The sequence below is a fragment of the Arthrobacter humicola genome (assembly GCF_022803015.1).
GTDB classification, from domain to species: domain Bacteria; phylum Actinomycetota; class Actinomycetes; order Actinomycetales; family Micrococcaceae; genus Arthrobacter; species Arthrobacter humicola_A.
In genome coordinates this window covers 335,579-361,421 of the sequence record NZ_JAFKON010000003.1, presented here as the reverse complement: position 1 = coordinate 361,421, position 25,843 = coordinate 335,579, and the positions used below count along the sequence as shown (strand labels likewise).

Below are 25,843 nucleotides of genomic sequence, written 5' to 3'. Positions count from 1 at the left end.
CCTGATGTTGAACACGGACTTGACAGGGTCATAGTGGTGTTGCCCGTATGGTGATTCCGCAGACCGCAGCTAGAAAGGTTTTCAGTGACCCCGTCTTCCGCGAAGAAGGAACCCGCCGACCAGGCCGAATTGTCCCCTGAGGAGAAGAAGGCGGCGACCAACGCCAAGCGCGCCGCTACGCGCGCAGCCAACAAGGCTGTCAAGGACGCCGCTTCCGCAGAGGGTGGCGACACCGTCGCCAAGCCTGAGCCCAAGAAGCGCGGGCCCAAGCCCGGCGCGAAAGCCGCGGCAGAAGCCGCCGGCAACTCTGCCAGTACGTCTGACGATGACGTCGACGCCGAAGAGGATCTCGACGACATCACGCCCGACGCCGCCGAGCTCGGCGACGAAGTAGAAGGCGAGGAAGTCGCCGGCAAGGCCGCGGCCACCACCGGCTCCGGCTTCGTCTACTCCGACGCCGACGACGACGACGCTCCGGTGCAGCAGGTTATGTCTGCCGGCGCCACTGCCGACCCCGTCAAGGACTACCTGAAGCAGATCGGCAAGGTCGCCCTGCTGAATGCCGAACAGGAAGTAGACCTGGCCCTGCGGATCGAGGCCGGTCTCTTCGCTGAAGAAAAGATCGCCGCCGACGACGGCACTATGGACCCGAAACTCAAGCGCGAGCTCGAATTCGTCATCCACGACGGCAAACGGGCCAAGAACCACCTGCTGGAGGCCAACCTCCGCCTCGTCGTCTCGCTGGCCAAGCGCTACACCGGCCGCGGCATGCTGTTCCTGGACCTGATCCAGGAAGGCAACCTGGGCCTGATCCGTGCGGTCGAGAAATTCGACTACACCAAGGGCTTCAAGTTCTCCACCTACGCCACCTGGTGGATCCGCCAGGCGATCACCCGCGCCATGGCCGACCAGGCCCGCACCATCCGCATCCCGGTGCACATGGTGGAAGTCATCAACAAGCTGGCCCGCGTCCAGCGCCAGATGCTGCAGGACCTCGGCCGCGAACCCACCCCGGAGGAACTGGCCCTCGAACTCGACATGACCCCGGAAAAGGTCGTGGAGGTCCAGAAGTACGGCCGCGAGCCCATCTCGCTGCACACCCCCCTTGGCGAGGACGGCGACTCCGAATTCGGCGACCTCATCGAGGACTCCGAAGCCGTGGTTCCCGCGGATGCCGTGAGCTTCACCCTGCTGCAGGAACAGCTGCACTCGGTGCTGGACACCCTCTCCGAGCGCGAAGCCGGCGTGGTAGCAATGCGCTTCGGCCTTACCGACGGCCAGCCGAAGACTTTAGACGAAATCGGCAAGGTCTACGGTGTGACGCGTGAGCGCATCCGCCAGATCGAATCCAAGACCATGTCCAAGCTGCGGCACCCGTCGCGCTCACAGGTCCTGCGCGACTACCTGGACTAAGCGCCACTGGTCGCAGACCGGGTAAAGGTTCCCAGCAATGCGGGGTCGCTTCCCGCCCATCCTCACCGGAGGAACGGGCCGGAAGGGACCCCGCATTGCTTTTTGCCGCTGCGGCGGGGTGCACGGCACCTAAGCGAACCGGCACCTGACGAACCAGCACTTAACGAATCAGCACTTAACGAATCAGGGCCCCTCCGGTATGGAGGGGCCCTGATGCAGTGGTCTCAGGTCGCCGGGAACCCTGTAGGGTGCCGGGCTGAAGCCGGTGCGGTCTAGTCGACCGGAACCGGAGCCTTCTGGTGAAGGCGGTCAGTCTCATCATGCCAGTCTGAACTGAGCGGCTTGAGGGTCGGTTCTACGGCGCGTGCGTGGTGGCCGCAGAAAAGAAGCTCACCGCCGGAGGCACCGAGAACAACTCGGACATATGCCTGTGCTCCGCAACGATCGCACCGGTCTGCGGCGGTCAGTGTGCGGTCCGCAACTGCTGTTGTCATGTTCGGCCTCCTTAGTAGATCGGTATACCTATATAACCAGCATTCGTGGCCAAACCATGGCACGGATGGCCTACTTTCGCTGTCCGCGTATCACGTCTCAGTAACGGCGGGTGGCCGGAGAGCCCCCGCGGGGAGTGGCAGACCATCGATCACCCGGAGTCCGACTAACCTAGGAAGAGCGTCAAATTCTGTGACTGCCGTCTGCGCACGCTGCGGTGGCTGTCCCGATCCTCTAAGGAGTTCACGACCCGTGGCACCCAGTTCTGATTACACCGCCCGGCACCTCTCCGTGCTGGAGGGCCTCGAGGCCGTCCGTAAGCGCCCGGGCATGTACATCGGCTCCACGGACTCCCGCGGCCTCATGCACTGCCTCTGGGAAATCATCGACAACTCCGTCGACGAGGCCCTCGCCGGCTTCGGCCACGACATCAAGATCATCCTCCACGCGGACAACTCGGTCGAGATCCACGACGACGGCCGCGGCATCCCCGTGGACGTCGAACCGAAAACCGGGCTGACCGGCGTCGAGGTCGTCTTCACCAAACTGCACGCCGGCGGAAAGTTCGGCGGCGGCTCCTACACCGCTTCCGGCGGCCTGCACGGCGTGGGCGCCTCGGTGGTCAACGCGCTCTCGGCCCGCCTCGACGTCGAAGTGGACCGCGGCGGCAAGACATACAAGATGTCCTTCCGCCGGGGGGAACCGGGCCGGTTCAAGGATCCGGGCACCAAGCCGGACCCCGCGACTCTCTTCGAACCCTTCATCGACGGCTCTGTGCTCGATGTCGTGGGCAAGGCCAAGCGCGGCGTGACCGGAACCCGGATCCGCTACTGGGCGGACCGGCAGATTTTCACGCCCGACGCCAAATTCTCCTACGATGACCTCGCCGCGCGTGCGCGCCAGACCTCGTTCCTGGTCCCCGGGCTGAAGCTCACGGTCCGGGATGAACGCAGGATTGCCGGCACGCCCGGAGAATCGGGCCCGCATGAAGAGGTTTTCCACCACGACGGCGGCATCTCCGAATTTGTCGACTTCCTCGCCGCCGACCCCGCCGTCACGGATATCTGGCGTCTCCATGGTGCCGGGAAATTCAAGGAAACCGTCCCCGTCCTCGACGAAAAGGGCCACAGCCAGCTCGCGGAGGTCGAACGCGACTGTGAGGTCGACGTCGCGCTGCGCTGGGGGATCGGCTACGACAGCACGGTCCGGACCTTCGTCAACATCATTTCCACGCCCAAGGGCGGCACCCACCAGTCCGGCTTCGAGCAGGCCCTGCTCAAGACCTTCCGGAAGGCCGTGGAGACCAATGCCCGCAAGCTCAAGGCCGGCAACGACAAGATCGAAAAGGACGACATCTTCGCCGGCCTGACCGCGGTCCTGACCGTCCGGCTGGCCGAACCGCAGTTCGAGGGCCAGACCAAGGAAATCCTGGGCACCTCCGCCGTCCGGGCGATCGTGGCCAAGGTGGTGGAACAGGAGATCACCGCGAAGCTGACCTCCGCCAACCGCAACGACAAGGCCCAGTCCGCGCTGCTGCTGGAAAAGATCGTCAGCGAGATGAAGTCCCGCATCTCGGCGCGGGTCCACAAGGAAACCCAGCGCCGCAAGAATGCGCTGGAAACCTCCTCCATGCCCACCAAGCTCGCCGACTGCCGCACCGACGACGTCGGACGCTCCGAACTGTTCATCGTCGAAGGCGACTCCGCACTCGGCACCGCCAAGCTGGCGCGGTCCTCCGACTTCCAGGCGCTCCTGCCGATCCGCGGCAAAATCCTCAACGTCCAGAAGGCCTCGGTGGGGGACATGCTCTCCAACGCCGAGTGCGCTGCCCTGATCCAGGTGGTGGGGGCTGGTTCCGGCCGCACGTTCGACATCAGCGCCGCCCGGTACGGCAAAGTGATCCTGATGACCGACGCCGACGTCGACGGCGCCCACATCCGGACCCTGCTCCTGACGCTCTTCTTCCGCTACATGCGTCCGATGATCGACGAGGGGCGCGTCTTCGCCGCCGTCCCGCCGCTGCACCGTGTGGAGGTCGTCAACGCCGGCCAGAAGGCCAACGAGATGATCTACACCTACTCCGAGGCTGAGCTCCATGTCCTGCTGGCGCGGCTCGCCAAGGAGGGCAAGCGCTACAAAGAGCCGATCCAGCGGTACAAGGGGCTGGGCGAAATGGATGCCGAGCAGCTGGCCGAAACCACCATGGACCCGCGGCACCGGACGCTCCGCAAGGTCGGGATCGAGAACGCCAAGCAGGCCGAAGAGACTTTCGACCTCCTCATGGGCTCGGACGTGGCGCCGCGCAAGGACTTCATCATTGCAGGCGCCGCCAACCTGGACCGGGAGCGCATCGACGCCTGACGTCCCGTCGGCGGGGACGGGCCCGGCGACGGAAATCTGTGCCGTCGCGGCTGCTCCGCCGGCGTCTGGTTCTCTCAACCTTTGCCCAAGGTGCTTCCGATAGCTTCATCTCACCCATGCGGGCAAGGACGCCCGGATTGGATTCCGCAGCCGAATCCAGGAGAACCCTATGAAGCAACGCCGGAATATCCGCCGCGCGGCCATCGCCGCCTCGATCGGACTGGCGGCCAGCCTTGCGCCGCCCGCACTCGCTGACAACGGAACAAACACGGCACCCCTGCGCGCTGCCGTGTCGGCAACAAACATCATGAAACACCTCGCGGCCCTCCAGGCCGTCGCGGACGCCAACGGTGGCACCCGGGCTGCCAGCACTCCGGGATACGAAGCCTCCGCCCAGTACATCGAGCGCAAGTTGTGGGCCGCCGGCTACGCCCCGGTCCGGCAAACCTTCCCCTACGAGCGCTACGACACCGTCTCGGCGTCGATGGAGCGCCTCTCGCCCTCCCCGCGAACCTACGCCTATGACGCCCCGGACGGCTTCCTCGATATGAACTATTCCGGTTCCGGCAACGTCACGGCCCCGCTGAGCGCCGTCGACATCAACCTGGCCGGCGACCGGGCCTCCACCAGCGGCTGCGAGGCAGCCGACTTCGGCGGGTTCACGGCGGGCAACATCGCCCTGATCCAGCGCGGCACCTGCACCTTCCGGATCAAGGCGGACAACGCCGCCGCGGCCGGGGCGGCAGGCGTCATCATCTTCAACCAGGGCAATGCGGACCCGGCGGACGAGCGCTTTGCCCTCTTCGGCGGCACGCTGGACGCGCCTCAGGCAGGTATCCCGGTGGTCAGCACCAGCTTCGCCACCGGCGCCGAACTCGCCGGGCTGAACGGCGTGAGCATGCACCTCGCCGTGAACTCCACCGTCACCAAGCTGACCTCGTTCAACATCCTGGCCGACACCGGCGGACGCGCGGACCGCACCGTCCTGGTGGGTGCGCACCTGGATTCCGTGCCGGAAGGGCCGGGCATCAACGACAACGGCACCGGGACAGCCGCCATCCTCGAGACGGCGATCCAGCTGAAGAAGTCGGGCCAGACCCCCGTGAACAGGGTCCGCTTCGCCTTCTGGGGAGGGGAGGAACCCGGACTTGTCGGCTCCGACTTCTACACATCCCAGCTGACGGCGAGCCAGATCAAGGCCCACGCGGTCAACCTCAACTTCGACATGGTCGGCTCGCCGAACTTTGTGCGGTTCGTCTACGACGGCGACGGCTCCTCCTTCGGCACGAAGGGCCCCAATGGCTCCGGGCTCGTCGAGAAGGTCTTCCTGGACTACTTCAAGTCCCAGAACCTGCCTACTGCGCCGACCCAGTTCGACGGGCGCTCGGACTACTCCGGGTTCATCAACAACGGGATTCCGGCGGGTGGCCTGTTCACCGGCGCGGAAGACCTTAAGACGGCGGCGGAAGCGGCAGTGTTCGGCGGGACACCGAACGTGGCGCATGACGCCTGCTACCACCAGGCCTGCGACACCATCGCCAACGTCAACACCACTGTGCTGGAGCAAATGGCTGACGCGATCGCCCACTCGACACTGACCTTCGCCATGACCACCTCGGCGATCAACGGAACGTCCAAGGGCAACGGGTCCGGCAACGTCGACCTCCAATTCAAGGCCAGCAAGCTGCTGAAATAGCGGCGCAGATGGCTAACCTGGCGCGAAACCGGCCGCTCCGCCGCTCCGGTGGCGGGGCGGTCCGGCGTCGGGGCCGGATGACAGGACTGCCAGGGGGCCGGACTTAGCCGAGCAGGCCCGGGACCAGCAGCAGGGCCGTCGGCACGGCCAGCAGCAGCACGCAGCAGGCCAGGACAGCGGCGCGCAGCGGTTCCGACAGCGGCGGCTGCGGCGAGAGCAGGCGGCTGACGCGTGACGCCGTCGTACCCGCCGAGCCACTGCCTCCGGTGGCGCCGGGCTGGCTGGGGTCGCCGTCGGCCACGCCGGGCTCGCCGAACGCCAGGCGCACCGCGGGGGTGGCCGGGGACCCGCTGGCCACAATGGCAATCGCCCTGATCAGAGTCGCCTTGCTCTCCGTCTTGAGCGCGACGTCGTCGGCCAGCATCTCGATCAGAGAGTTGACCGACTCCTGCGCCAGCCGGGTGGTGGGCAGCCACGGCAGCGCCTGGCGCCACGCGGCGAAGGCCCACAGCAGGAGGTGGTGGCGCTGGCTCAGGTGGGCGTTCTCGTGAATCAGCACGGCACGCAACTCATCGGGCTCCAGGGCGGCCATGAGGCCGTCGGAGAGAACCGTCACGGACCGTGCGCCGCCGGGCAGGCAGTACGCCACAGGCGAGTCCACGTTCAGGACCATCGTCCCCGGGCCGTCGGAGGACGGCGATGCCAGGAGGTCCAGCAGCTCGCGGTGGCGGCGGCGCTGGCGCTGGATCTTGTAGTAGGTCAGCAGCAGGGTAAATACCAGGTGCGCCGTCAGCAGGGCCGCGGCCGAGAGCGCAAAGATGTGCCAGAAGCCCAGTTCCGTGGTGGGGGCATTGTGGAAGACCATGCCAGCCAGCGCCCGCAGGCCGGAGAGCAGGTTGTCCCCGACCGGCTCGAGCCCGTAAACGAGCATGGCGCCGATCATGGACAGGCCACCGGCCAGCGCGATCGCCTGCCACAACAGCATCGCAGTGAAGGGGGAGCGGGCCGGCCACTGGGCACGGGAAAGGAGGATAGGCACCGGCCACGCCAATGCTATCGCCAGGACCGCCAGAAAATATGAGGTCCAGAACATCGGGCGCTAGCTGCGGCCCAAAAGCTTGCGCAGGGTTTCTGCCTCGTTATCCGTGACGGAACCAATGAACCGGGCCAGGACGGCTTCGCGGTCCGGAGCGGAGCCGAGGACCTCGTGCATGAGTTCCGCGGTGTGGTCCGCACGGCTCGAGACGGCCTGGTAGCGGTGCGGGCGGGTGCCGCGTTCGCGTTCCACCAGGCCCTTCCGCTCAAGGCGCGAGAGTACGGTCAGCACCGTGGTGACCGCGAGGTCTTTGCCCACGTGTCCGGCGCTGCCGTCCTGGGGCTGGGTGCTTTGTGCGAGGAGGTCCCGCAGCGTGTTGGCTGTCGCAGCTTCTTGGCCTGCCCAGAGCAGGTCCATCACTGCCCGTTCCAGTTCACCGAGACTTGCCATTGCGTACATCCTTCTATGCCTGCCGCGCCGGCGTCATGCTGGGAAACTGCTGGTGCCTGCCGGGGCGGTGTATGTGAATACTTCGTTTACAAATTTACCGTGTTTTGCGCATTCTTTCTACATGAAGTAGAACACGGCCGCCCGGCGTGTCGCGCCGCCGGCCCGGGGCGGCGGCACAGGGGCTTTCTTCCATTGCAGGCCGTGACGTGCCGTGGGAGTCTGAGTTACGGGGAAGCGACGATGTGTTCTACACTCTGTAGAAGAATCACTTCTACGCCACGTAGAAGTTGCTCCGACCTAGCCAAAAGTAGGGACTGCCTTGGACGCCTTGGAAATCGCACGCTGGCAATTCGGAATCACCACGGTCTACCACTTCATGATGGTGCCGCTCACGATCGGCCTCGGGCTGGTGGTGGCTGTGATCCAGACGCTCTGGTACCGTACCGGCAAGCCCGAATATCTGCGCATGACCAAATTCTGGGGCAAGCTCTTCCTGATCAACTTCATCATGGGCGTGGCCACCGGAATCGTGCAGGAGTTCCAGTTCGGCATGGCCTGGAGCGAGTACAGCCGCTTTGTCGGTGACGTCTTTGGCGCCCCGCTGGCCCTGGAAGCGTTGTTGGCGTTCTTCGTCGAGTCAACCTTCCTGGGCCTGTGGATCTTCGGCTGGAAACAGCTCAAGCCCGCCATCCACCTGGCCTGCCTCTGGATCGCCGTCATTGGCTCCGTCTTCTCGGCCTACTTCATCATCGTGGCCAACAGCTGGATGCAACACCCCGTCGGCGTCGAAATGGTCAACGGCCGCCCCGTCATGACCGACGCGTGGGCCGTCTTCACCAACAACACGGCCCTGGTCGCCGTGCCCCACACTCTCTTCGGTGCCCTCGCCGTCGCCGGCGGGTTCCTGCTCGGCATCGCCTGGTACCACCTGTGGCGCCGCCGCCACGACGGCATCGACACCATCGGGGCCGACGGCAAGGTGATCCCCGGCGAAGCCGCCGGCATCCTCGGCCGGGACCGCAGCGACCACACCGTCTGGATCCGCTCGCTGAGGATCGGCGCCGTCGTCGCCATGATTTCCTTCGCGGGCACCGCCGTCACCGGAGATCTGCAGGGCAAGCTCATGTTCGAGCAGCAGCCCATGAAGATGGCCGCCGCCGAGGCAGCCTGCCATGATGGCACCGGCTTCTCGGTCCTCAGCGTCGGCAACCTCGGCGCCAAGAACTGCGATGACATCGTGGCCGTGATCGAGGTCCCGGGCATCCTGTCCTTCCTGGCCAAGGGCGACTTCACCACGGAGGTCAAGGGCGTCAACAGCCTGCTGGGCGAGTACCAGGACAAGTACGGCACTACCCTGCCGGACAACCCCATCTACGGCGACCGCGCCGGACAGCAAATCCAGTACGTGCCCGTCATGGAAGTCACCTACTGGGGCTTCCGGATGATGATCGGCTTCGGCGGCGTGGCCGCCCTCGCCGCCCTTCTGGCGCTGTGGGCCACCCGCAAGGGAACCGTGCCGGCCTCCCGCGGCCTCATGCGCTTGGCGGTGTTCGGGATCCTCGCACCGTTTGGTGCCAACGCGGCGGGCTGGATCTTTACCGAGATGGGCCGCCAGCCGTTCGTCGTCGCCCCCAACCCGGACCCCAGCGGCATCGACCAGGTCTTCATGTTCACCGCCGCGGCTGTCTCACCGGGAGTCTCGGCCGGAGAGATCCTGACCTCCCTCGTGGTCCTGACCTCCATCTATGCTGTGCTGCTGGTGGTGGAGGTCAAGCTCCTGGTCAAGTACATCCGCGGCGGCGTGGCCTCGGCCATGCCGGAACTTGCCCACGCCCCCGTTGACGAAAACGAGGACAACACCCCCCGGGGCGGTCCCGGCAAACCCGACGACGACGTCCTGGCGTTCGCCTACTAGGCGCCCGCCCGGCACCCCACCACCCAGCAACCCACACGAAAAATACGCAGAGGATTCTCAGCATGGAACTGCTACCCACCATCTGGTTCGTTGCCATCGCGGTGCTGTGGACGGGCTATCTCTTCCTCGAGGGCTTCGACCTCGGCGTCGGCATGCTGATGAAGGGGTTCGCCCGGAACAACACCGAACGCCGCGTCCTGATCAACACGATCGGCCCGGTCTGGGACGGCAACGAGGTCTGGCTCCTGACCGCCGGCGGCGCCACCTTCGCGGCGTTCCCGCTCTGGTACGCCTCGCTTTTCTCCGCCCTGTACCTGCCACTCCTGCTGGTTCTCGTGGCGCTCATTTTCCGGGCGGTCGCCTTCGAATACCGCGGCAAGGTGGACAACCCCCGGTGGCGCGCCCGCTGGGACTGGGCCATCTCGGCAGGGTCGTTCGTCGCGGCCTTCGGCGTCGGCGCCGCACTGGCCCTGACCACCACGGGACTGCCGCTGAACGCCAACGGCGACCGCGAGGGCGGCCCCTTTGCCTGGTTCAGCGGTTACGCCGTGCTCGGCGGACTCGCCGTCGTCGGATTCTCCCTCCTGCACGGTCTCGGGTTCCTGGCGCTGAAGACCGACGGCGAGGTACGCCACCGGGCGCGGGCCTGGTTCGTCCGGCTGCTGCCTGTGCTGCTGCTGCCCATGGCCGGCTGGGCGGTGAGCCTCCAGCTCCTCAGCGGCGAGGCCTGGACCATCGCCGCCGTGGTCGCCGCCGTCGTCGCCGCGGTCCTGGCGTGGAATTTCGCCCGCAAGGGGGCCGAAGGCCGTGCCTTCATGTCGCTGGGCGCCTTTCTCCTGCTCGGCAGCGCCTCCATCTTCGGTGCCGCCTTCCCCGTGGTTCTTCCGTCCACGCTGGATCCCGCGTTCAATCTCACCGTCTCCAACGCCTCGTCCTCGGACTACACCCTGGGCCTGATGAGCATTGTGGCCTGCATCGGGCTGCCGCTGGTCCTGGCGTACCAGGCCTGGACGTACTGGGTGTTCCGGCGCCGGGTGAGCGCAGCGCATATCCCGGAGGCGCACAGCTTCCTTCCCGCGATCGCCGCCAAAGCGCTGGCACCGAAGGACTAACTTCCCAGATGAGACCGTTCCCCGCCGGCCCCTCGACCCGTTCCGCCCTCTACCTGCTGGGACTGCTTGCCGCCCTGGAGGCGCTCTCGCTCGTGCTCATGGCGCAGGCCGTGGCTTCGATGCTCGCCGGGCTCGCCGCTCATGACCCCGCCTGGGCAGACCAGCTGGTTCTGGGCGCCGCGGGGGCAGTGCTGCGCTCACTGACGGTATGGGGCCAGTCCGTGGCCTCACGCCGGGCGGCGCTCGGAGTGAAGGAGGAGCTGCGCTCGCAACTGCTGGAGCAGGCGCTCAGGAACGGCACGCGGTCTGCCGGGCCCGCCGACGGCGGCCTCGCCGTGCTGGCAACCCGGGGGCTGGATGCCCTGGATAGCTACTACACCCAGTTCCTGCCCGCGCTGGTGAACTGCGCGGCCATTCCGCTGCTGCTGGGCGCCCGCATCCTGTTCGCCGACTGGGTCAGCGCCGTGGTGATCGTGCTGACGGTGCCGCTGGTGCCGCTGTTCATGATCCTGATCGGGCGGTACACCGAGGAACGTGTCAGGGACGCCCAGTCCGCACTGGCACGGCTCTCCGGGCACATGCTCGAGCTCGCCAAAGGCCTGCCCGTCCTCGTGGGCCTGGGCCGGGCCTCAGCCCAGCGCCAGGCGCTGGAGGACATGTCCGAGGAATATCGTTCCCGGACCATGGGGACATTGCGCACGGCCTTCCTCTCCGCCCTGGCCCTGGAGCTCATCTCGACGATTTCCGTGGCGGTCGTCGCCGTGTTCATCGGCGTCCGCCTGGTCCACGGCGACATGGCGCTTGAGGCAGGGCTGCTTGCGCTCATCCTCGCTCCCGACTGCTACCTTCCGCTCCGGGAGCTCGGCACCGCACACCACGCCAGCGACGACGGCCGGGCAGCGCTCGCCGAAACCACAGCAGTCCTCGCGGACCCCGGAGCCGCACACCTGGATCCGACGCCGGCCTCCGGTCCTGCTGCCGGCCCGCCCGCCGTCACCGTGGACGGACTGACCGTCCGCTTCGGCGGACGCACGGACGCCGCGGTCGGACCGTTGAGCTTCACTGCCGCGGCCGGCCAGATCACGGCACTCGACGGTGCCAGCGGCGCCGGCAAGAGCACCGTGCTCGGAGTCCTCTCCGGGACCGTCGGGACGGACGCGGGGACCGCCGTGTCCGGACGCCTCGGAGGATTCACGACGGCGGAGGTCGCCTGGGTGCCACAGCACCCCGTCATGGTGGCCTCCACGGTGCTGGACGAGATCCGGCTGTATCTCGGCGTTCCCGCCGCCGCCGACGCCGCGGCCGGCACCGAGGCCGCCGGCACCGACGTGGGCGCGGAAGCCGATGCGGCAGCGAGGTGCCTGGCGGCCGTGGGCGCGGGGCACCTGGCGGCCAAGCACCCTGCCGAGCTGAGCCCGGGGGAGCTGAGGCGGGTTGCTCTGGCCCGCGGGCTGGCGAGGATCGAGGCCGGCGCCCGCGTACTGCTCCTGGATGAACCCACCGCCCATCTGGACCGGGGATCGGCCACACTGGTCAATCGGGCCCTCGCCGGGCTCCGCGGAAAGGTCACCGTGCTGCTCGTTGCGCACGACTGGCACACCCGGGACCTTGCCGACACTCTCGTCGCGGTGACGCCGGGCGCCGGCGGCCACCACGGCGGTGAACCTCCGGCCCTCGTCCCGCCGCTGCCGGCATCCGCCGGGGGAGAGCCGGGCGTGCGGGCGGCGGCTATCCGGGCGCCCTTCCTCGTGGACGCCGCGGCGCCGGGCCACAGCCAGGGCCCGGCCCCAAGCCCGACCCCGGATCCGGCTCCGGGCCGCCCCGAAACCGGCACCGCTCCTGCCGCGGCCGCCGGTTCGGCCCGCTCAATCGGCTCCGTCTCCGGCTCCGGCTCCGGCGCGGCCGGCCCGTCCGGTTCGGTCCCTGCCCAGCTGCGTCGCCTGCTGGCCCCGGTCAAGGGCCGGTTCGCCGCCGCCGGAGCCGTAGGCACGTTGGCGGCCCTGTTCGCCGTCGCCCTCGCGGGGCTGTCCGGCTGGCTCATCATCCGGGCCAGTGAACAGCCGCCCATCCTGTACCTGCTCACCGCGATCGTCGGCGTGAGGTTTTTCGGCGTCGGCCGGGCGTGCCTGCGGTACTCCGAGCGTTTGCTGCTGCACGATGCCGTGTTCGCCGCCTTGACCCGGCTCCGGGGCCGGCTCTGGGAGTCGCTGAGCCGCCGTGCGCTGTCCCTGCGCCGGCTCCTGCAGGGCGGCAACGTACTCGGCACGGTGGTGGACGACGTCGACACGGTCCGCGAACTTTTGCCCCGCGTCGTGCTGCCGCCCGTGACCGCCATCGCTGTCGCCGCGGCCGCAGTGGCCGGAATCGGGCTGCTGCTTCCCGCTGCGCTGCCTGCCGTGGCCGCGGCAGCGCTGCTGAGCATTGTCGTTGCCCCCGCCCTGGCGTTGGCCGCCGACCGCATGTCCGCCGGCACCGAACAAAACCTCCGCTCCGGTGTGCTCCGACACGTTGCCGCTGCCCTGGACGCCCGCGCAGAACTGCACGCGAACGGCGTCAGCGCCCCCGTGCTCGCTGCGATTGGCCGGGCGGACCGGGCCGCGACGGCAGCCTCACAGCGGTCGGCATGGGCGGAGGGTCTCGGCCAGGCCCTGACCGTCCTGGCCTGTGCCGTGGCCGCCCTGGCCAGCGCCGTGCTGGCCGCCCCGCTCGCCCTGAGCGGCGTGGTCGAACCGGAGACTGTTGCCGTCGTCGTCCTCGTGCAGCTGGCCCTGGTGGACCCTTACGCGGCCATCACCACGGCCGTGCGGCAGTATCCCGCGCTCCGCGCCGTGATGCGGCGGATCAGCGCGGCAGGAGTCCTGGAGGCGGGGGCGAACAGTGACGCGGACGGCGGCGCCGCAACGGGCGGACTGGTGCCCGTGGCTTCGCGGCCCGGCGGCCGGCCGGGGATTGAACTCGTGGACCTCGCTGCCGCGTGGCCTGGCGGCGGAAATGTCTTCAGCGGACTCACGGCCGAGGCCGGCCCCGGGCGCTGGCTGGCCGTCACCGGCGCCTCCGGCTCCGGCAAGTCGACCCTCCTGGCCACGGTCCTGGGGTTCCTGCCGGCGGCCGGCGGCCACCTGTACCTGAGCGGACGCGCCGCCTGGTGCCCGCAGGAGGCACACCTGTTCGACTCGACCATCCGCGGCAACCTTCTCCTGGCGCGGCCGGAGCCGGCTCCCGCCGGTACGGCCAGTGCGCAGCGTGGACCCGGCGGCGCCGTGGTGGCCAACGGGGACGAGCAGCTGCGGGCTTCCCTCGACGCGGTCGGACTCGGCCCGATGCTGGCCCGGCTTGAGGACGGCCTGGACACCCGGATCGGCCCGGGCGGGGCCTTCCTCAGCGGCGGAGAGCGTACGCGCCTGGCCGTTGCGCGCACGCTCATGACCGGGGCCGACGTCATCCTGCTCGATGAACCGACTGCGCACCTCGATGCTGAGTCAGGCAGGCTCATGCTCGCCGAATTGCGCGACGGGCTGCGCGACCGGACCGTTGTCCTGGTCACCCACAACCCGGACGATATCGACGCCGCGGACACCAGACTGGACCTGGACGCCGCAGCCGCGGCTGCCGCCACGGGCGCCGCGGGCGAGGGTCCGGCGACGGCGGCCGTGCTGGCGCGCGGGTAACCCGCCTATTAGCCTGTTGCCATGAACCGCAACGGCGAGCTCCACCCCCGGCAAGCACTTGACCCCCGGCTGTCCTGGCGGCCGGCGGAGCGCCGCGACCTCGACGCGTGGGCCGGCCTGATTGCCCGCACGGCCGCCGTCGAGCAACCCGTCTGGTTCGAGCGCCAGGCGGATCTGGAACAGATCCTGGAGTCGAAAAATAACCCGGTAACGGCGAACTCCATCATCGGCTTCGATCCGGAGGGCGTTGCCCGGGCCTACGGCCGGATCACCAAGAACCGCGACGGTGACAAGGCGAACGGCTCCGGCTGCGTTGACCCGGAGTGGCAGGGGAGCGGGATCGGCACCTTGCTGCTGGGTTGGATGGAACAGCGGACCAGGGACCGCTTTGCCGAGGACGCACGGCGCGCCGGCACGGTTGGGGATGCCGGCACAGTTGGGGATGCCGGCGATGCCGGCGACGGCGATGCGGGCGGCACCGGGGGCGTCCCGCGCCCGAGACTGCGGCTCCATACCGAGCAGCAGCACCAGCACCAGGCCGCCTTGTTCGCCGGTTCCGGCTACGGCATTGTCCGCTATTACAACGAGATGCACCGGCCACTGACCCAGGCTGTGCCTGAATCCTCCCTGGACCCCGGACTGGAGCTCGTCACTTTTGGGCCGGAGCTGCATGAACCGGTGCGGCTGGCGCACAACGCGGCATTCCGGGACCACTGGGGCAGCGAGCCCCGCGACCAGGAGGGTTGGGGCTATGTGGTGAATGATCCGCAGGCCCGGCCGGACCTGAGCGGCGTCGTGCTGGACCGTTCTACCGGCACGGTGGCCGGGTACCAGTTGGCCACCCACGACGTCGAGGCCGCCCTGACCCGCGGCTTCCGCGAAGGCTACACGGAGCTCCTTGGCGTCCGGCGGGAGTACCGTGGCCGGGGCATCGCGCAGGTGCTCTTGGCCGATGCCATGCGCCGCTTCGCCGCCGCGGGCATGGACGTGGCCTCGCTGGATGTCGACTCGGAGAACCCGACCGGGGCCCTCGCGCTCTACCTCAAGATGGGCTATGTGGCCGTCAACCGGAGCATGGCGTGGGACAAGGAGCTTCAGCCGGCCGTGCCGTAGGGGCCGCCTCAGGGAACCGCAGACCCTGCGGCTTCCCGCCGGCCGTCCGCGCGCCTGCCGTCCGCGCGCCAGTTCTTCGCGTTAGCCGTCCACGTCGTGGAGGTGGTGGACGACGTCGTGCAGGAAATACTGCGCGAAGGTCAGGACAGTGAACACTGAGCCGTTGCTCCGGGTCCCCAAGCGGACCCAATCCTCCTCCTTTACCCGTGCGAAGGACGCGGCAATCTGCTCGCCCTCCGCCGTCAGCTCGACGCCGACCTGGGCTGGATCGGCGTTGGCGTAGTCCTGCTCGATTGCCGTCTTGTCCTGGTCCCAGTCATCGAACCGGGCATCGTCCTCGGACAACATGAGGGACAGGCGGTGATCGAAAAGTGTGAAGACGTCCCGGACGTGGCAGCCATACTCGAGGACGGACCACGTGGCCTCGTTGGGCCGTTCCGTCGCGTCCGGCCGTCGGAGGGCTGCACGCCACCGCGGGAGCATGCTGATGACGATCCCCGGCACCGTGGCCGGGGTCGCGGTGGAGACATCGAAACCGCACTCGGGGCAGGGCTGCGACAGGACCCAAGTCCAGTCCTTGGAATCCGGAATGATAGGCATTCCAGCAGTGTAGGTGCATTCGTTCCGCCGGGCATCCCGGCCCGTCGCTGCAGCCGGTGCGGCACCCAGGTACGAGGCCAAAGCAGCACCGCCGTCGGCCGATGCTTTGGACTACGTCGGCCGGGGCCGCCCAGTTGACGGCCCCGGTCCGAAGGCGGACCGGGGCCGGGACGCTGCTAGAGGCTGGCCAGCAGGTCCTTCATTTCCTGGATTTCAGCTTCCTGGGCGCTCACGATTGCCTTGCTCAGGCTGAGGGCGTCAGGGTTCTTGCCTTGGCTGCTTTCAGTCTTGGCCATCATCACCGCGCCCTCGTGGTGGACGATCATCTGGGCCAGGAACAACTTGGCCGCGTCGGCGCCCTGGGCGGCATCGAGCTTCTTCAGGTCGTCGTCGCCCATCACCCCGTCACCCATGCCATGGCCGGACGCCATCTGGGCGGGTTCGTTCCAGGTCTTGAGCCAGCCCGTCATCTGCGCGATTTCGGGTGCCTGTGCGGCCTTGATCTTTGTGGCGAGCGCGGTGATCCGCGCGTCCATGCCCTGCTTCCTGAGCATCATGTCGCTCATTTCCACGGCCTGGGCGTGGTGCGGGATCATCCCTTGGGTGAACATGGTGTCTGCCGCGTTGTGGTCCGCGGTTGCGGGCGCCGAGCTGGACGACGTGCCCATGCCGCCGCTGCCCATGCCCGGCATGGTGCCGGCGGGTGTGCTTCCGGAGGTGCCGGCGCAGCCGGCAAGGGCGATGGCGGCGGAAATGCCGAAGGCAGGAATTGTGGCAGAAATGGTCAGGGTTTTCTTCATGGGGTCAGGTCCTTCAATCATCAATCAGCGTTGTGGCACGCCTGCGGATGACACGCCCGCGCCGCTGGAAGAACGGGATGGAGCGTGCCGGGTAAGTGGGGACGCCGGACAACGACACGGCGCGATCCCGTCTTACGTCCGGCTGATGGACAGATCGCCCGGCGAAGGACTTGCGGGGAGACAGCAGTAGGCCCTGACGGCGGCGTCGCCGTGCGTGTCCGGGTTGTGCATCGAGGCCGGCGCCATGCCAGGTGGGGGCGCGGCCAGGGACGTTATTGCCGCCGAGGGCACACAGGCCGAGTGCATTGACGCAACGGCGGCGCAGTTCGATTGGCATATGCACGACACCGCGGGGGCAGCGGCCCGGCTGTCGGCCGTCAGGTCGGGACCGGCTGGGGTCGCAGGGCGCGGAGCCAAGGAGTCATGGCCCATAGTGCGCTCTTGCAGGGCATGGGCGGCCGGATGAGGTGCGAGGCCGGTCTCCGGCCGGGAAGATGACCCCGCGGCTTCCGCGGAGGATGTCACCGCGGTCATGGCATGAGCGCCATGCATTCCGGTCATGACGTGCATCCCGAGGAATCCAGCCACGACAGCCAGCAGGCCCGCTAGCAGGAAGCCGCGGCGAAGGGCGGTTGCGGCATGGCTCATGAAAGCTGCGGCCATGGCATTCTCCCTCCGGTTGGAAGTGTTGGATGGTAGCCAGGTCAAGGCTACAGGCTGGGCATTGGCCGGGCCGTCGTCGGGATACTTGCTCCCGGTGGCTAGCGGACTTCGATGACGCCCATCATTCCTTGGTCCTCGTGGTCCAGGATGTGGCAGTGGTACACGGAGCGGCCGGTGAAATCCTTGAAGTGGATCCGGACCCGCACCTGCCCGTTGGCGGGTATGTTGATGACGTCACGCCAGACGGGCTGGCCCGGCGCCTGGCTCTGTTCCTCGATGATCTGCATCGGCCAGACGTGCAGGTGGAAGGGATGGTCCATCGGGCTGGGATTCATCAGGGTCCACTCCTCCACCGTCTGCGCGGCCACAGTGGTGTCCGTCCGGCTTGCGTTGAATTCACGGCCGTTGATGGTGAAACTCATTCCCATTCCCATGCCCATGCCCATGCCGCCGACTGCGAAGGTCAGCTGCCTGCGGGCGGCAACGGCCGCGGTCCTCAGGTCTGCCGCTGCGGGCCGGGCCGGCACCGCCGGAGGAGGTTCGGCCGGGGCGCCGGAGACCGAGAGGGTCGCCAGCACGAGATCCCCTGTGCCCTGGGCGCCGTTGGGGGCTGGCCCTGCCGGTCCCGTCATGCCGGCCATGCTGCCACGGTTGTAGTAGACGGCACTGAGAGTGGCGTCGCCCTCGACAGCTGTGACCAGGACATCTGCACGGTTGCCCGGCGCCAGCAGCACCTCGTCCGCGTTCCGGGGTGTGGGGAAGCGGCCGGAATCCATGCCGAGGAGCTGCATCTGCTGCCCGTCCAGGCGCAGCTGCAGGTAGCGGGCCACGCACGTGTTCACGATCCGCCACCGCTCACGCTCGCCCGGCCGGGCGGAAAGTTTCGGGTTGCTTTGTCCGTTCACCAGGACAAGTTCACCTTCCCGGCCGAGCATCCGGTCCATGGGCGAGGGGCCGGCGACGGTTCCGGAGCCGTCCAGGGTGATGTCAGAGACGACCATCACCCGCTCGCGGCTGACGTCCACGGGCTGTGCGTCCTCGACGATGATCGCACCGAACAGGCCGGCGAAAATCTGATCGGCGACCATGCCGTGATGATGGGGGTGGTACCAGTACACGCCGGGCGGGTGGTCCGCAGGGAGCCGGTACTCGTAGCGGAACGAGTGGCCGGGCTCGACGACGTTGAAAACGTTGTCTCCGTTGCCCTGGGGTGAAACGTGGAGTCCGTGGACGTGCAGGTTTGTCGGGACGTCCATGCTGTTGACCAGTTCGACGGCGAACACGTCCCCACTCCTCAAACGCAGGGTTGGGCCGGGGATTCCGCCGTTGTAGCCAAGCGCCGAGGCCTGCTGGCCGCCGAGCTGCACTGAGCCAGCGGACGCTTCGAGCCGGACCTGCAACCGTCCGTTGCTGCTGCGCAGCTGCTTCGGGTCGGTGAAGTCTCCGCCCGCGACGGTCGAGAACCGGGAACTGCCCGTCCACCAGAGCCCGGCTCCGCCGGCGGCTATGGCTGCCGTGCCGAGGCCGCCCAGCCGGAGCGCGTTCCGGCGGCTCATTGGGAGCACTATTGGTCCTCGCCGAGAACCTTTAGCTGCTCGCGGTATTGCTCCGCCGTCAGTTCACCCCGGGCAAAGCGTTCATCGAGGATCTGCCGGGCCCGGCTCCTGCCGGGGTAGGGACCCTGCGGTCCCTGCATCCCGCCGTGAGTGCCGCCTGCGGCAAACATGCGCACGGCGACCAGTACCAGCAGCGCTATGCCGATGAGCAGGAGTATGCCCCACATCCACATCCAGGCCATATTCATGCCGTAGCCCCACATCAAGACCGGTGCCCTTTCGCCTCAGACCATTGCTATTCCGATTCTTTGGCCGACCTCGGCTGCCCGGTAGAGTCCGAAGGCCTTCCCGCCCGGGAGCCTTCGACGCCGTCCGGCGGCGGTCTCCGTTGGCTTCGCGTGCCTCTGGCCGGCGTGGCGACGGACGTCCCTTCCCAGGGTCAGCGGGATGAGGCCACGGACGGCCGGTGGGCGGCCCAGGCCGCGTAGCTGCCGTCGAGTTCAACGATGTCGTACCCGGCGCGGCGCAGGGCGCTGGCCGCGACGGAGTTGCGGATGCCGCTTTGGCAGTAGGTCACGATAGTGCCTCCGGCCGGGAGTTCGTCGAGGTGCCACATGACGCGGCCGCCGCTGAGCTGGTGGGATCCGGGGATGTGTCCGGCCAGGTGCTCGGTGCGGTTGCGGACGTCCAGCACCATCGCAGCGTCAAAGTCGGCCAGATCGGCAGGCTGGATCAGCCGCGGGGTAGAGGTTGGGAGGCCTTCGACGCCGGTGAGGTAGCCAGCGATGTTGTCGATGCCGACGCGGACCAAGTGATCCCACATCTCTTGGGCCTGCTCCGGCCCGGCGGCCAGCAGAACCAACGGGTTCTTATCGGTTTCCGGGTTGACGACCCAGGCGCCGTAGCTGGCCACTGACTTGCCGGCGGGGATGTTCAGGGAGCCGGTGACGGTGCCCTCATGGACCTCGGTGTTGGAGCGGGTGTCTATGAAGGTTGCCTTGTCCGCAGCCAGATCCCGGGCCACGGCGGCGATGTCCAGCTCCTGCAGCGGGGCACGTTCCCTCAAAATTGCCGGGCCGATACGGTTTTCGCGCTTCATCCGCCCGAAGTAGGCGTGGGCGTCCGGCTGGCCGTCGAGAAGCTCATTGACGAACCCCTGCTCGTCGTTCGCGGCGAGGTACGGGCCCCACCAGGCGTAGAGCCGTTCGTAACCGACGGTGGTGGAGGGGATGGCGCCCAGGGCCTTGCCGCAGGCGCTGCCGGCGCCGTGGGCCGGGTGGACCTGGACGTAGTCGGGCAGGGTCAGGAATTTGTCCCGCAGACTGGCGAAGAGCTGCCTGGCACCCTCAAACCGGGTGTCCACGCCGCCGGCCGCTTCGTCCAGCAGGTCCGGGCGCCCCAGGTCACCGGAGAAGACGAAGTCGCCGGAGAGCAGGTAGCCGGGCTGGTCGCTGAAGGCGCCGTCAGTCACCAGGAAGGACAGGTGCTCCGGGGTGTGGCCCGGGGTATGCAGAGCCTGGATGGTGATGTTGCCGAGTGCGATCCTGTCGCCGTCGTAGAGCCGTTCGCCGTCGAATTCGTATTGCCAGTCCGGGCCACCTTCGCCGGAGACGTAGATCGTGGCGCCGGTGGCGGCGGCCAGCTCGCGGGTGCCGGAGAGGTAGTCGGCGTGAATGTGGGTTTCGGTGACGGCCACAATCTTCATGCCGTTCTTCTCGGCCAGTTCCTGGTAGACCGCGATGTCCCGGCGGCCGTCCACAACAACAGCCTCACCCTTGGCCTGGCAGCCAATCAGGTAGCTGGCCTGGGCGAGGTCTTCATCGTAAATGCGCTCGATAAGCATTGGTGCTCTCCTTCGTGGGGGAAGTTTGGTATCTGATCCTGCGTGCCGGCTGTGCCAGGTTTTCGGTAGGGCGTTAGGGGTGCCGCTGGAGCTTCTCCAGCGGCAGGGTTGGGGGTTGGCGGGTCAGGCGGTGACGGTGCTCGTTGTGACCCATGCCGCTACGACAAAGATGAGCATCGCGAAGGAGACCCGGATGTGCTTGTCCTGCAGCCGGCGGGCAAGTCGGGCAGCAAAGAGGGATCCAAGGATGGCCGGGACCGCGAAGCCCAGGACCGTGGGCCACTCGATCGTGAAACCTGCGGCGTGGGCCCCGAAGCCCGCCGTCGAATTGATCACAATGATGGCCAGGGAGGAACCGACTGCCTGTTTCATGCGCAGCCCCAGGAACAGTGTGAGAGCCGGGGTGATCAGGAACCCTCCGCCCACACCCAGCAGCCCTGTGAGGAACCCGACCAGGAGGCCAACCCCGACGGCCTTTGGGGCGCAGGTGCGGAAAGCCCTGGTGGGCCCGATGCTGCAGGAACCGTCGGTTTCCCTGGTCCGCGCGAGCATCCGGATCCCCGCGATCACCATGATGGCAGCGAAGGCGAGCATCAGGATGTTCGGATCAAGCAGGCGGCCCAGGGCGGTTCCGGCCCAAGCGGCAGGGATGCCCGCGGCACCGACAATCAGGACCACTGGCCAGTTGATGCCCTCACGGAGCCTGGGCACCAGTGCCGCCAGGGACGAGATGCCCACCACGAGCAGGGAGGTGGGAATGGCCTCCGCGGGGCTCATGCCCACGCCGTAGACCAGGGCGGGAACGGCGATGATCGACCCGCCGCCACCCACCACACCGAGAACGATGCCGACGACGAGCCCCAGAGACAGGGCCGCGATCATGCTGCCGGAGCCTGCTCAGCCGGAACAACCGGCAGGTTCATGATGGCGGTTTCGCGCGTGGGCTCCGTGGCGGACTTGTTCCACGGCAAGGCCGAGATGGCCCGGCCCATGGCGCAGGTGTTGGTCGCCGCGGAAAAGGTCAGGCCAGCGCCGATGACGCCGGCAAGCGTCCGGATCCTGGGGGAGACGAACTTGCCGCCAGCCAGGCCGAGGACCACCAGCGACCCGGCGGCGAGACGGACCTGCCGCTCCAGGTCCCAGCGTTCCTTGCCCTTGACCACGTCACCCCCGGCCGCTGCGAAGCCGGGGACGCCGCCGGTCAGGACGTAGGCCGTATTGATGCCGGAACTGCCGAGGCGCTGCCGCGCCTGTTCAGCGCGGGCCCCTGACTGGCAAACGAGGACGACGCGGCTACCCAGACGGGCGGCAAGCTCATCGGTGTGTTCGGACAGCAGTGGCAGCGGCACGTTGTATGACCCGCGAATGTGCATGGACTCGAACTCAGCGGCCGAGCGGACGTCAATGATCATGAGGTCCTGATGCTCGGTGACCCAGCTGCGCAAGGTCTCCGGAGCGAGAGCGGAAATGGCGGTGGAAGGGGAAATCATGGCGGGGCCTCTCGAAAGGGGTCGTGGGTGAATACCCCACCGAGTATGGCAGATACCCGCGGGGGTATGCAAAATACCCGGTGGGGTATATGGTGATGGCAAGCCCCCTACGCCTTTGGAGACCTCATGCAACTCGATCCGTCTGAACTAACCCCCGTGGTCAACCGCCTCAAGCGCGCCCAGGGTCAGCTCGCTGCTGTGACCCGCATGCTGGAGGAGGGCGGGGATTGCAGGGCCATCGTCACGCAGTTGGCGGCCGTCTCGAAGGCTCTGGACAAGGCCGGATTCGCGATCATCGCCAGCGGACTTGAGCAATGCCTCGTCCGCGAAGACACCACCATGGACCGGAAGGAGCTCGAAAAGCTCTTCCTCTCCCTCGCCTGACCAGCGGGGGACATCTCGCCTAACCAGCGGGCGACATCCGGGCGCCGTGTCGGGGCAGTTCCGCACCAACGCCCCCGCCGGCCAAGGAATTCAGCGTCGCGGTTTCTCAGGTACGTGGGGGATGGGGAGGAGTATCATTCCTTCCGGGGGGCGGGCCTGGAAAGAGAATAGCCATGCTCAAGGACAAGCAAGTCGGCGCAGTGCTACCGGCAGCGGACATCGCCCGTGCACGGGATTTCTACCGCGATAAGCTCGGGCTCGAACCCGAGAACGCGGATGCCGAGGACAACCTGCAGTACAAGTGCGGCGGAGGTACCGGGTTCCTCCTGTACCAGACGCCCAATGCCGGAACGGCCAAGAACACGCAGATCGGCTGGGTGGTCGAGGACCTTCCGGGTGCCGTTGCGGAACTCCGAGCCAAGGGAGTCGTCTTCGAAGAATACGACTTCCCGGGCCTAAAAACGGAGGACGGCATCGCCACCACTCCGGACGGAAGCTCGGCCGCGTGGTTCCTGGACACGGAGGGCAACATCCTGAGCCTCAACCACATGCCCTAGCGCCGGCACACAGGATGCAGGCAAGGCTTCCGGGGCTGAGATCGCCGGAGGCAACGCCGGATCACGAAGCCCGGCCGGAGCGCGACGGCGCCGCCGGCCGGGTTTCGTTCGTCCGCGGACCTACGTGTCGTTGCCGGCTTCCGGGCCATCTGACCACGCCATGCTGGGTCCGATGGCGTCGATCGCCTGGGACAGCGGAATGCCGGAGCCGTCGCGGCGGCCATGCTCGCCGGGGAGTGAGCGCGCCACACCTGCCAGGGAGGACGCCTTGGCCGGACCGTGCCCAGCCCAGCCGAGCAGCAGCGTGTCCTCGCCCTTGAGGAAACGGTGTGCCCGCACCCCGGCAGTCGCCCGGCCCTTGACCGGGTACTCGGCCAGGGCGGTGACCTTCGCGGCCCCGGGGGCTGTGCCCGGCAGCGCGCCTTCGGTCCCCGCGATGGTCACGACGACGGCGGCGGCGTCAGCGGCGCTGGCGGTCCCGAAGAACATCACCCGGTCCCCGGCGGCCAGCTTGATCCCGGCCATGCCGCCGGCCGTCCGGCCCTGCGGGCGGACGGCGGAGGCGCTGAAGCGCAGCAGTTGGGCCTGCCGCGTGATGAAGACGAGGTCGTCGTCGTCGGACCCGGCGGGGGCAACGCCCACCACGGTGTCCTTGTCTTTGAGCGCGATCGCTTCCCAGTCTTCGCGGTTCAGCGGATAGTCCGGCTGCACCCGTTTGACCACGCCCTGGGCGGTTCCGATTGCCAGGACCTGGTCCAGCGGTGCGAAGGCCACCAGTGATTCCCCCTTGAGCAGAGTGATGAAATCCTTGGCCGCTACCCCGCCGGCCATGTTGGGGGTACCCGAGGTTGGCGGCAGCACAGGCATGTCCATGACCTGCAGGCGCAGCATGCGGCCCTGCGAGGTCACGGCGGCGATCTCGCCGCGGGCGGTGGTTTTGACCACGGAGGAGAAAACGTCATGCCGGGTCCGCGGTCCGGCCTCGGCCAGGCTGTCCTGGTTGGCGGTGCGGGCAATCTGTCCGGACACGGTGAGGATGGCCCAGCAAGGATCGTCCGCGATCTCAAGGGCCAGCGGTGCGGCCTTGCCCTTGGCCCCGGCGGCTGCGCCCAGTGCCGCGGCGACGGTGGGGGAGACGGCCTCGGATTCCAGCAGGACGGTCCGGCGCGGTGTGCCGTACTTCTCCGCGATCTCGCCGAGTTCGTCGGACACCAGGGCACGGAGCAGCACGGGGGAGCCCAGGATCGCCTCAAGCTCCGCGATCTCCCGGCGGAGCTCCTCCTGCTCCTTCTCCAGCTCGACCCGCGAATACTTGGTCAGCTGCCGCAGCCGCAGTTCCAGGATGTAGTTGGCCTGGATCTCGGAGAGATCGTAGATGGACATCAGCCGGGTACGGGCCTCGGCCACCTCGTCGGAGGACCGGATGATCTGGATGACCTCGTCAATGTCCACGATCGCGACCAGGAGGCCTTCGACCAGGTGCAGGCGGTCCTTCTTCTTGCCCAGCCGGAACGCGGTGCGGCGCCGGACCACGTTGATCCGGTGGTCCACGTAGACCGAGAGCAGCTGGAGCAGCCCGAGGGTCTGCGGCTGGCCATCGACGAGCGTCACGTTGTTGATGCCGAAGGAGTCTTCCATCGGGGTGTAGCGGTAGAGCTGCTGGAGCACGGCAGTGGGGTTGAAGCCGTTCTTGAGCTCAATGACCAGGCGCAGGCCGTGCTTGCGGTCGGTGAGGTCCACGACGTCGCTGATGCCGGTGAGCTTCTTGCCGTTGACGGCATCCTTGATCTTCTCGATCACCTTTTCCGGGCCCACCATGTACGGCAGTTCCGTGACCACCAGGCCGGTGCGGCGGGCAGAGAGCTGCTCGATGTCCACCTTTGCCCGGGTCTTGAAGGAGCCGCGGCCGGTGGCATAGGCGTCGCGGATGCCGTCCAGGCCCACGATCCGGCCGCCGGTGGGCAGGTCCGGGCCGGGGACGAACCTCATGATGTCCTCGAGCGTGGCGTCCGGGTTGTCGATCAGGTGCCGGGCCGCGGCGATGACCTCCACCAGATTGTGCGGGGCCATATTGGTGGCCATGCCGACGGCGATGCCCGTCGCGCCGTTGACCAGCAGGTTGGGGAACGCGGCCGGCAGCACGTCCGGCTGGGTCAGCTGGTTGTCGTAGTTGGGAACGAAATCGACGACGTCCTCGTCGAGGTGGTCGGTGAGGGTCAGGGCCGCGGCCGCCAGCCGGGCTTCCGTGTAGCGGGGCGCCGCCGGGCCGTCGTCGAGCGAGCCAAAGTTGCCGTGTCCGTCGATCAGCGGCAGCCGCAGGGAAAAGTCCTGGGCCATGCGCACCATGGCGTCGTAGATCGCGGCGTCACCGTGCGGGTGCAGCTTGCCCATGACCTCGCCCACCACGCGGGCGCTCTTGACGTGGCCGCGGTCCGGGCGCAGCCCCATGTCGGACATCATGTAGAGGATCCGCCGCTGGACGGGCTTCAGGCCGTCGCGGGCGTCGGGAAGGGCCCGCGAATAAATCACCGAATAGGCGTATTCGAGGAATGAGCCTTCCATCTCGGACGTGACATCGATATCGACGATGTTCTCAACGAAATCCTGGCTGGGTTCCCCTGCCGGGGGCGTGGTTTGGCGGCGTGCCATAAGGCTGGTGGATCCTTCTGAGGGGTGCTGAACGGGTACTGCGTA

Annotated in this window: 20 protein-coding genes; 9 read left to right on the top strand and 11 right to left on the bottom strand. The window is 67.7% G+C overall.

Going from position 1 to position 25,843, the window contains the following annotated elements; all coding sequences use genetic code 11:
- The first annotated feature begins 84 nt into the window (after nt 1-84).
- Nucleotides 85-1,413 carry an RNA polymerase sigma factor gene (locus ARTB_RS09090; RefSeq protein WP_028276426.1) on the top strand — a complete coding sequence of 443 codons (1,329 nt, stop codon included), beginning with the start codon at nt 85-87 and terminating at the stop codon, nt 1,411-1,413.
- 272 nt (nt 1,414-1,685) lie between these two features.
- Here the strand turns inward: ARTB_RS09090 and ARTB_RS09085 are convergent, their stop codons facing one another.
- The gene (locus ARTB_RS09085) at nt 1,686-1,907 is read right to left on the bottom strand and encodes a DUF7455 domain-containing protein (protein ID WP_026266251.1); all 222 of its coding nucleotides are present in this window, start codon (nt 1,905-1,907) and stop codon (nt 1,686-1,688) included.
- Nucleotides 1,908-2,157: 250 nt separating this feature from the next.
- Here ARTB_RS09085 and ARTB_RS09080 point away from each other — a divergent pair, with 250 nt between their 5' ends.
- A complete protein-coding gene (locus ARTB_RS09080) occupies nt 2,158-4,266 on the top strand; it encodes a DNA gyrase/topoisomerase IV subunit B (RefSeq protein WP_018772397.1) in 2,109 nt (702 codons plus the stop codon).
- 169 nt (nt 4,267-4,435) lie between these two features.
- Nucleotides 4,436-5,962: a M20/M25/M40 family metallo-hydrolase gene (locus tag ARTB_RS09075; RefSeq protein ID WP_243179406.1), complete on the top strand. Its 1,527-nt coding sequence runs from the start codon at nt 4,436-4,438 to the stop codon at nt 5,960-5,962.
- 103 nt (nt 5,963-6,065) lie between these two features.
- Here ARTB_RS09075 and ARTB_RS09070 read toward each other — a convergent pair whose 3' ends face one another.
- Nucleotides 6,066-7,055: a M56 family metallopeptidase gene (locus ARTB_RS09070; RefSeq protein ID WP_243179400.1), complete on the bottom strand. Its 990-nt coding sequence runs from the start codon at nt 7,053-7,055 to the stop codon at nt 6,066-6,068.
- A 6-nt stretch (nt 7,056-7,061) separates the two neighbouring features.
- Complete coding sequence (locus ARTB_RS09065) at nt 7,062-7,448, bottom strand: BlaI/MecI/CopY family transcriptional regulator (protein WP_018772400.1); 387 nt, start codon at nt 7,446-7,448, stop codon at nt 7,062-7,064.
- Between the two features lie 319 nt (nt 7,449-7,767).
- Here ARTB_RS09065 and ARTB_RS09060 point away from each other — a divergent pair, with 319 nt between their 5' ends.
- The 4 genes from ARTB_RS09060 to ARTB_RS09045 all read left to right on the top strand — a co-directional run bounded on the left by ARTB_RS09060 (nt 7,768) and on the right by ARTB_RS09045 (nt 15,256).
- Nucleotides 7,768-9,363, top strand: a complete 1,596-nt coding sequence (locus ARTB_RS09060) for a cytochrome ubiquinol oxidase subunit I (RefSeq protein WP_243179398.1) — start codon at nt 7,768-7,770, stop codon at nt 9,361-9,363.
- A 62-nt stretch (nt 9,364-9,425) separates the two neighbouring features.
- Nucleotides 9,426-10,475 (top strand): cytochrome d ubiquinol oxidase subunit II, encoded by a 1,050-nt coding sequence (gene cydB / locus ARTB_RS09055; RefSeq protein ID WP_223917101.1) that lies wholly within the window; start codon nt 9,426-9,428, stop codon nt 10,473-10,475.
- Nucleotides 10,476-10,483: 8 nt separating this feature from the next.
- Nucleotides 10,484-14,143, top strand: coding sequence for a thiol reductant ABC exporter subunit CydD (gene cydD, locus ARTB_RS09050; protein ID WP_243179396.1), 3,660 nt, complete (start codon nt 10,484-10,486; stop codon nt 14,141-14,143).
- Nucleotides 14,144-14,164: 21 nt separating this feature from the next.
- Nucleotides 14,165-15,256, top strand: a complete 1,092-nt coding sequence (locus tag ARTB_RS09045) for a GNAT family N-acetyltransferase (protein WP_243179380.1) — start codon at nt 14,165-14,167, stop codon at nt 15,254-15,256.
- 81 nt (nt 15,257-15,337) lie between these two features.
- Here the strand turns inward: ARTB_RS09045 and ARTB_RS09040 are convergent, their stop codons facing one another.
- The 7 genes from ARTB_RS09040 to ARTB_RS09010 form a co-directional block, all read right to left on the bottom strand.
- Nucleotides 15,338-15,856 (bottom strand): DinB family protein, encoded by a 519-nt coding sequence (locus ARTB_RS09040; RefSeq protein WP_243179378.1) that lies wholly within the window; start codon nt 15,854-15,856, stop codon nt 15,338-15,340.
- Nucleotides 15,857-16,032: 176 nt separating this feature from the next.
- Complete coding sequence (locus ARTB_RS09035; protein WP_243179376.1) at nt 16,033-16,656, bottom strand: DUF305 domain-containing protein; 624 nt, start codon at nt 16,654-16,656, stop codon at nt 16,033-16,035.
- 761 nt (nt 16,657-17,417) lie between these two features.
- Entirely contained in the window at nt 17,418-18,875 is a 1,458-nt protein-coding gene (locus ARTB_RS09030) for a multicopper oxidase family protein (RefSeq protein WP_243179374.1), read from the bottom strand.
- 8 nt (nt 18,876-18,883) lie between these two features.
- Complete coding sequence (locus tag ARTB_RS09025) at nt 18,884-19,123, bottom strand: SHOCT domain-containing protein (protein ID WP_439954108.1); 240 nt, start codon at nt 19,121-19,123, stop codon at nt 18,884-18,886.
- Nucleotides 19,124-19,314: 191 nt separating this feature from the next.
- On the bottom strand, nt 19,315-20,718 hold the full coding sequence (locus tag ARTB_RS09020) for an MBL fold metallo-hydrolase (protein ID WP_028276438.1): 1,404 nt from the start codon (nt 20,716-20,718) through the stop codon (nt 19,315-19,317).
- A gap of 123 nt (nt 20,719-20,841) precedes the next feature.
- Complete coding sequence (locus ARTB_RS09015; RefSeq protein ID WP_243179369.1) at nt 20,842-21,600, bottom strand: sulfite exporter TauE/SafE family protein; 759 nt, start codon at nt 21,598-21,600, stop codon at nt 20,842-20,844.
- The gene (locus ARTB_RS09010; protein WP_243179366.1) at nt 21,597-22,208 is read right to left on the bottom strand and encodes a rhodanese-like domain-containing protein; all 612 of its coding nucleotides are present in this window, start codon (nt 22,206-22,208) and stop codon (nt 21,597-21,599) included. The genes ARTB_RS09015 and ARTB_RS09010 overlap by 4 nt, the downstream gene beginning before the upstream one ends.
- A 126-nt stretch (nt 22,209-22,334) precedes the next feature.
- Here ARTB_RS09010 and ARTB_RS09005 point away from each other — a divergent pair, with 126 nt between their 5' ends.
- Nucleotides 22,335-22,592: a metal-sensitive transcriptional regulator gene (locus ARTB_RS09005; RefSeq protein ID WP_243179364.1), complete on the top strand. Its 258-nt coding sequence runs from the start codon at nt 22,335-22,337 to the stop codon at nt 22,590-22,592.
- A gap of 173 nt (nt 22,593-22,765) precedes the next feature.
- The gene (locus ARTB_RS09000; protein ID WP_243179363.1) at nt 22,766-23,149 is read left to right on the top strand and encodes a VOC family protein; all 384 of its coding nucleotides are present in this window, start codon (nt 22,766-22,768) and stop codon (nt 23,147-23,149) included.
- A gap of 120 nt (nt 23,150-23,269) precedes the next feature.
- Here the strand turns inward: ARTB_RS09000 and ARTB_RS08995 are convergent, their stop codons facing one another.
- Nucleotides 23,270-25,798 (bottom strand): DNA gyrase/topoisomerase IV subunit A, encoded by a 2,529-nt coding sequence (locus ARTB_RS08995; RefSeq protein ID WP_243179361.1) that lies wholly within the window; start codon nt 25,796-25,798, stop codon nt 23,270-23,272.
- Between the last annotated feature and the right edge of the window lie 45 nt (nt 25,799-25,843).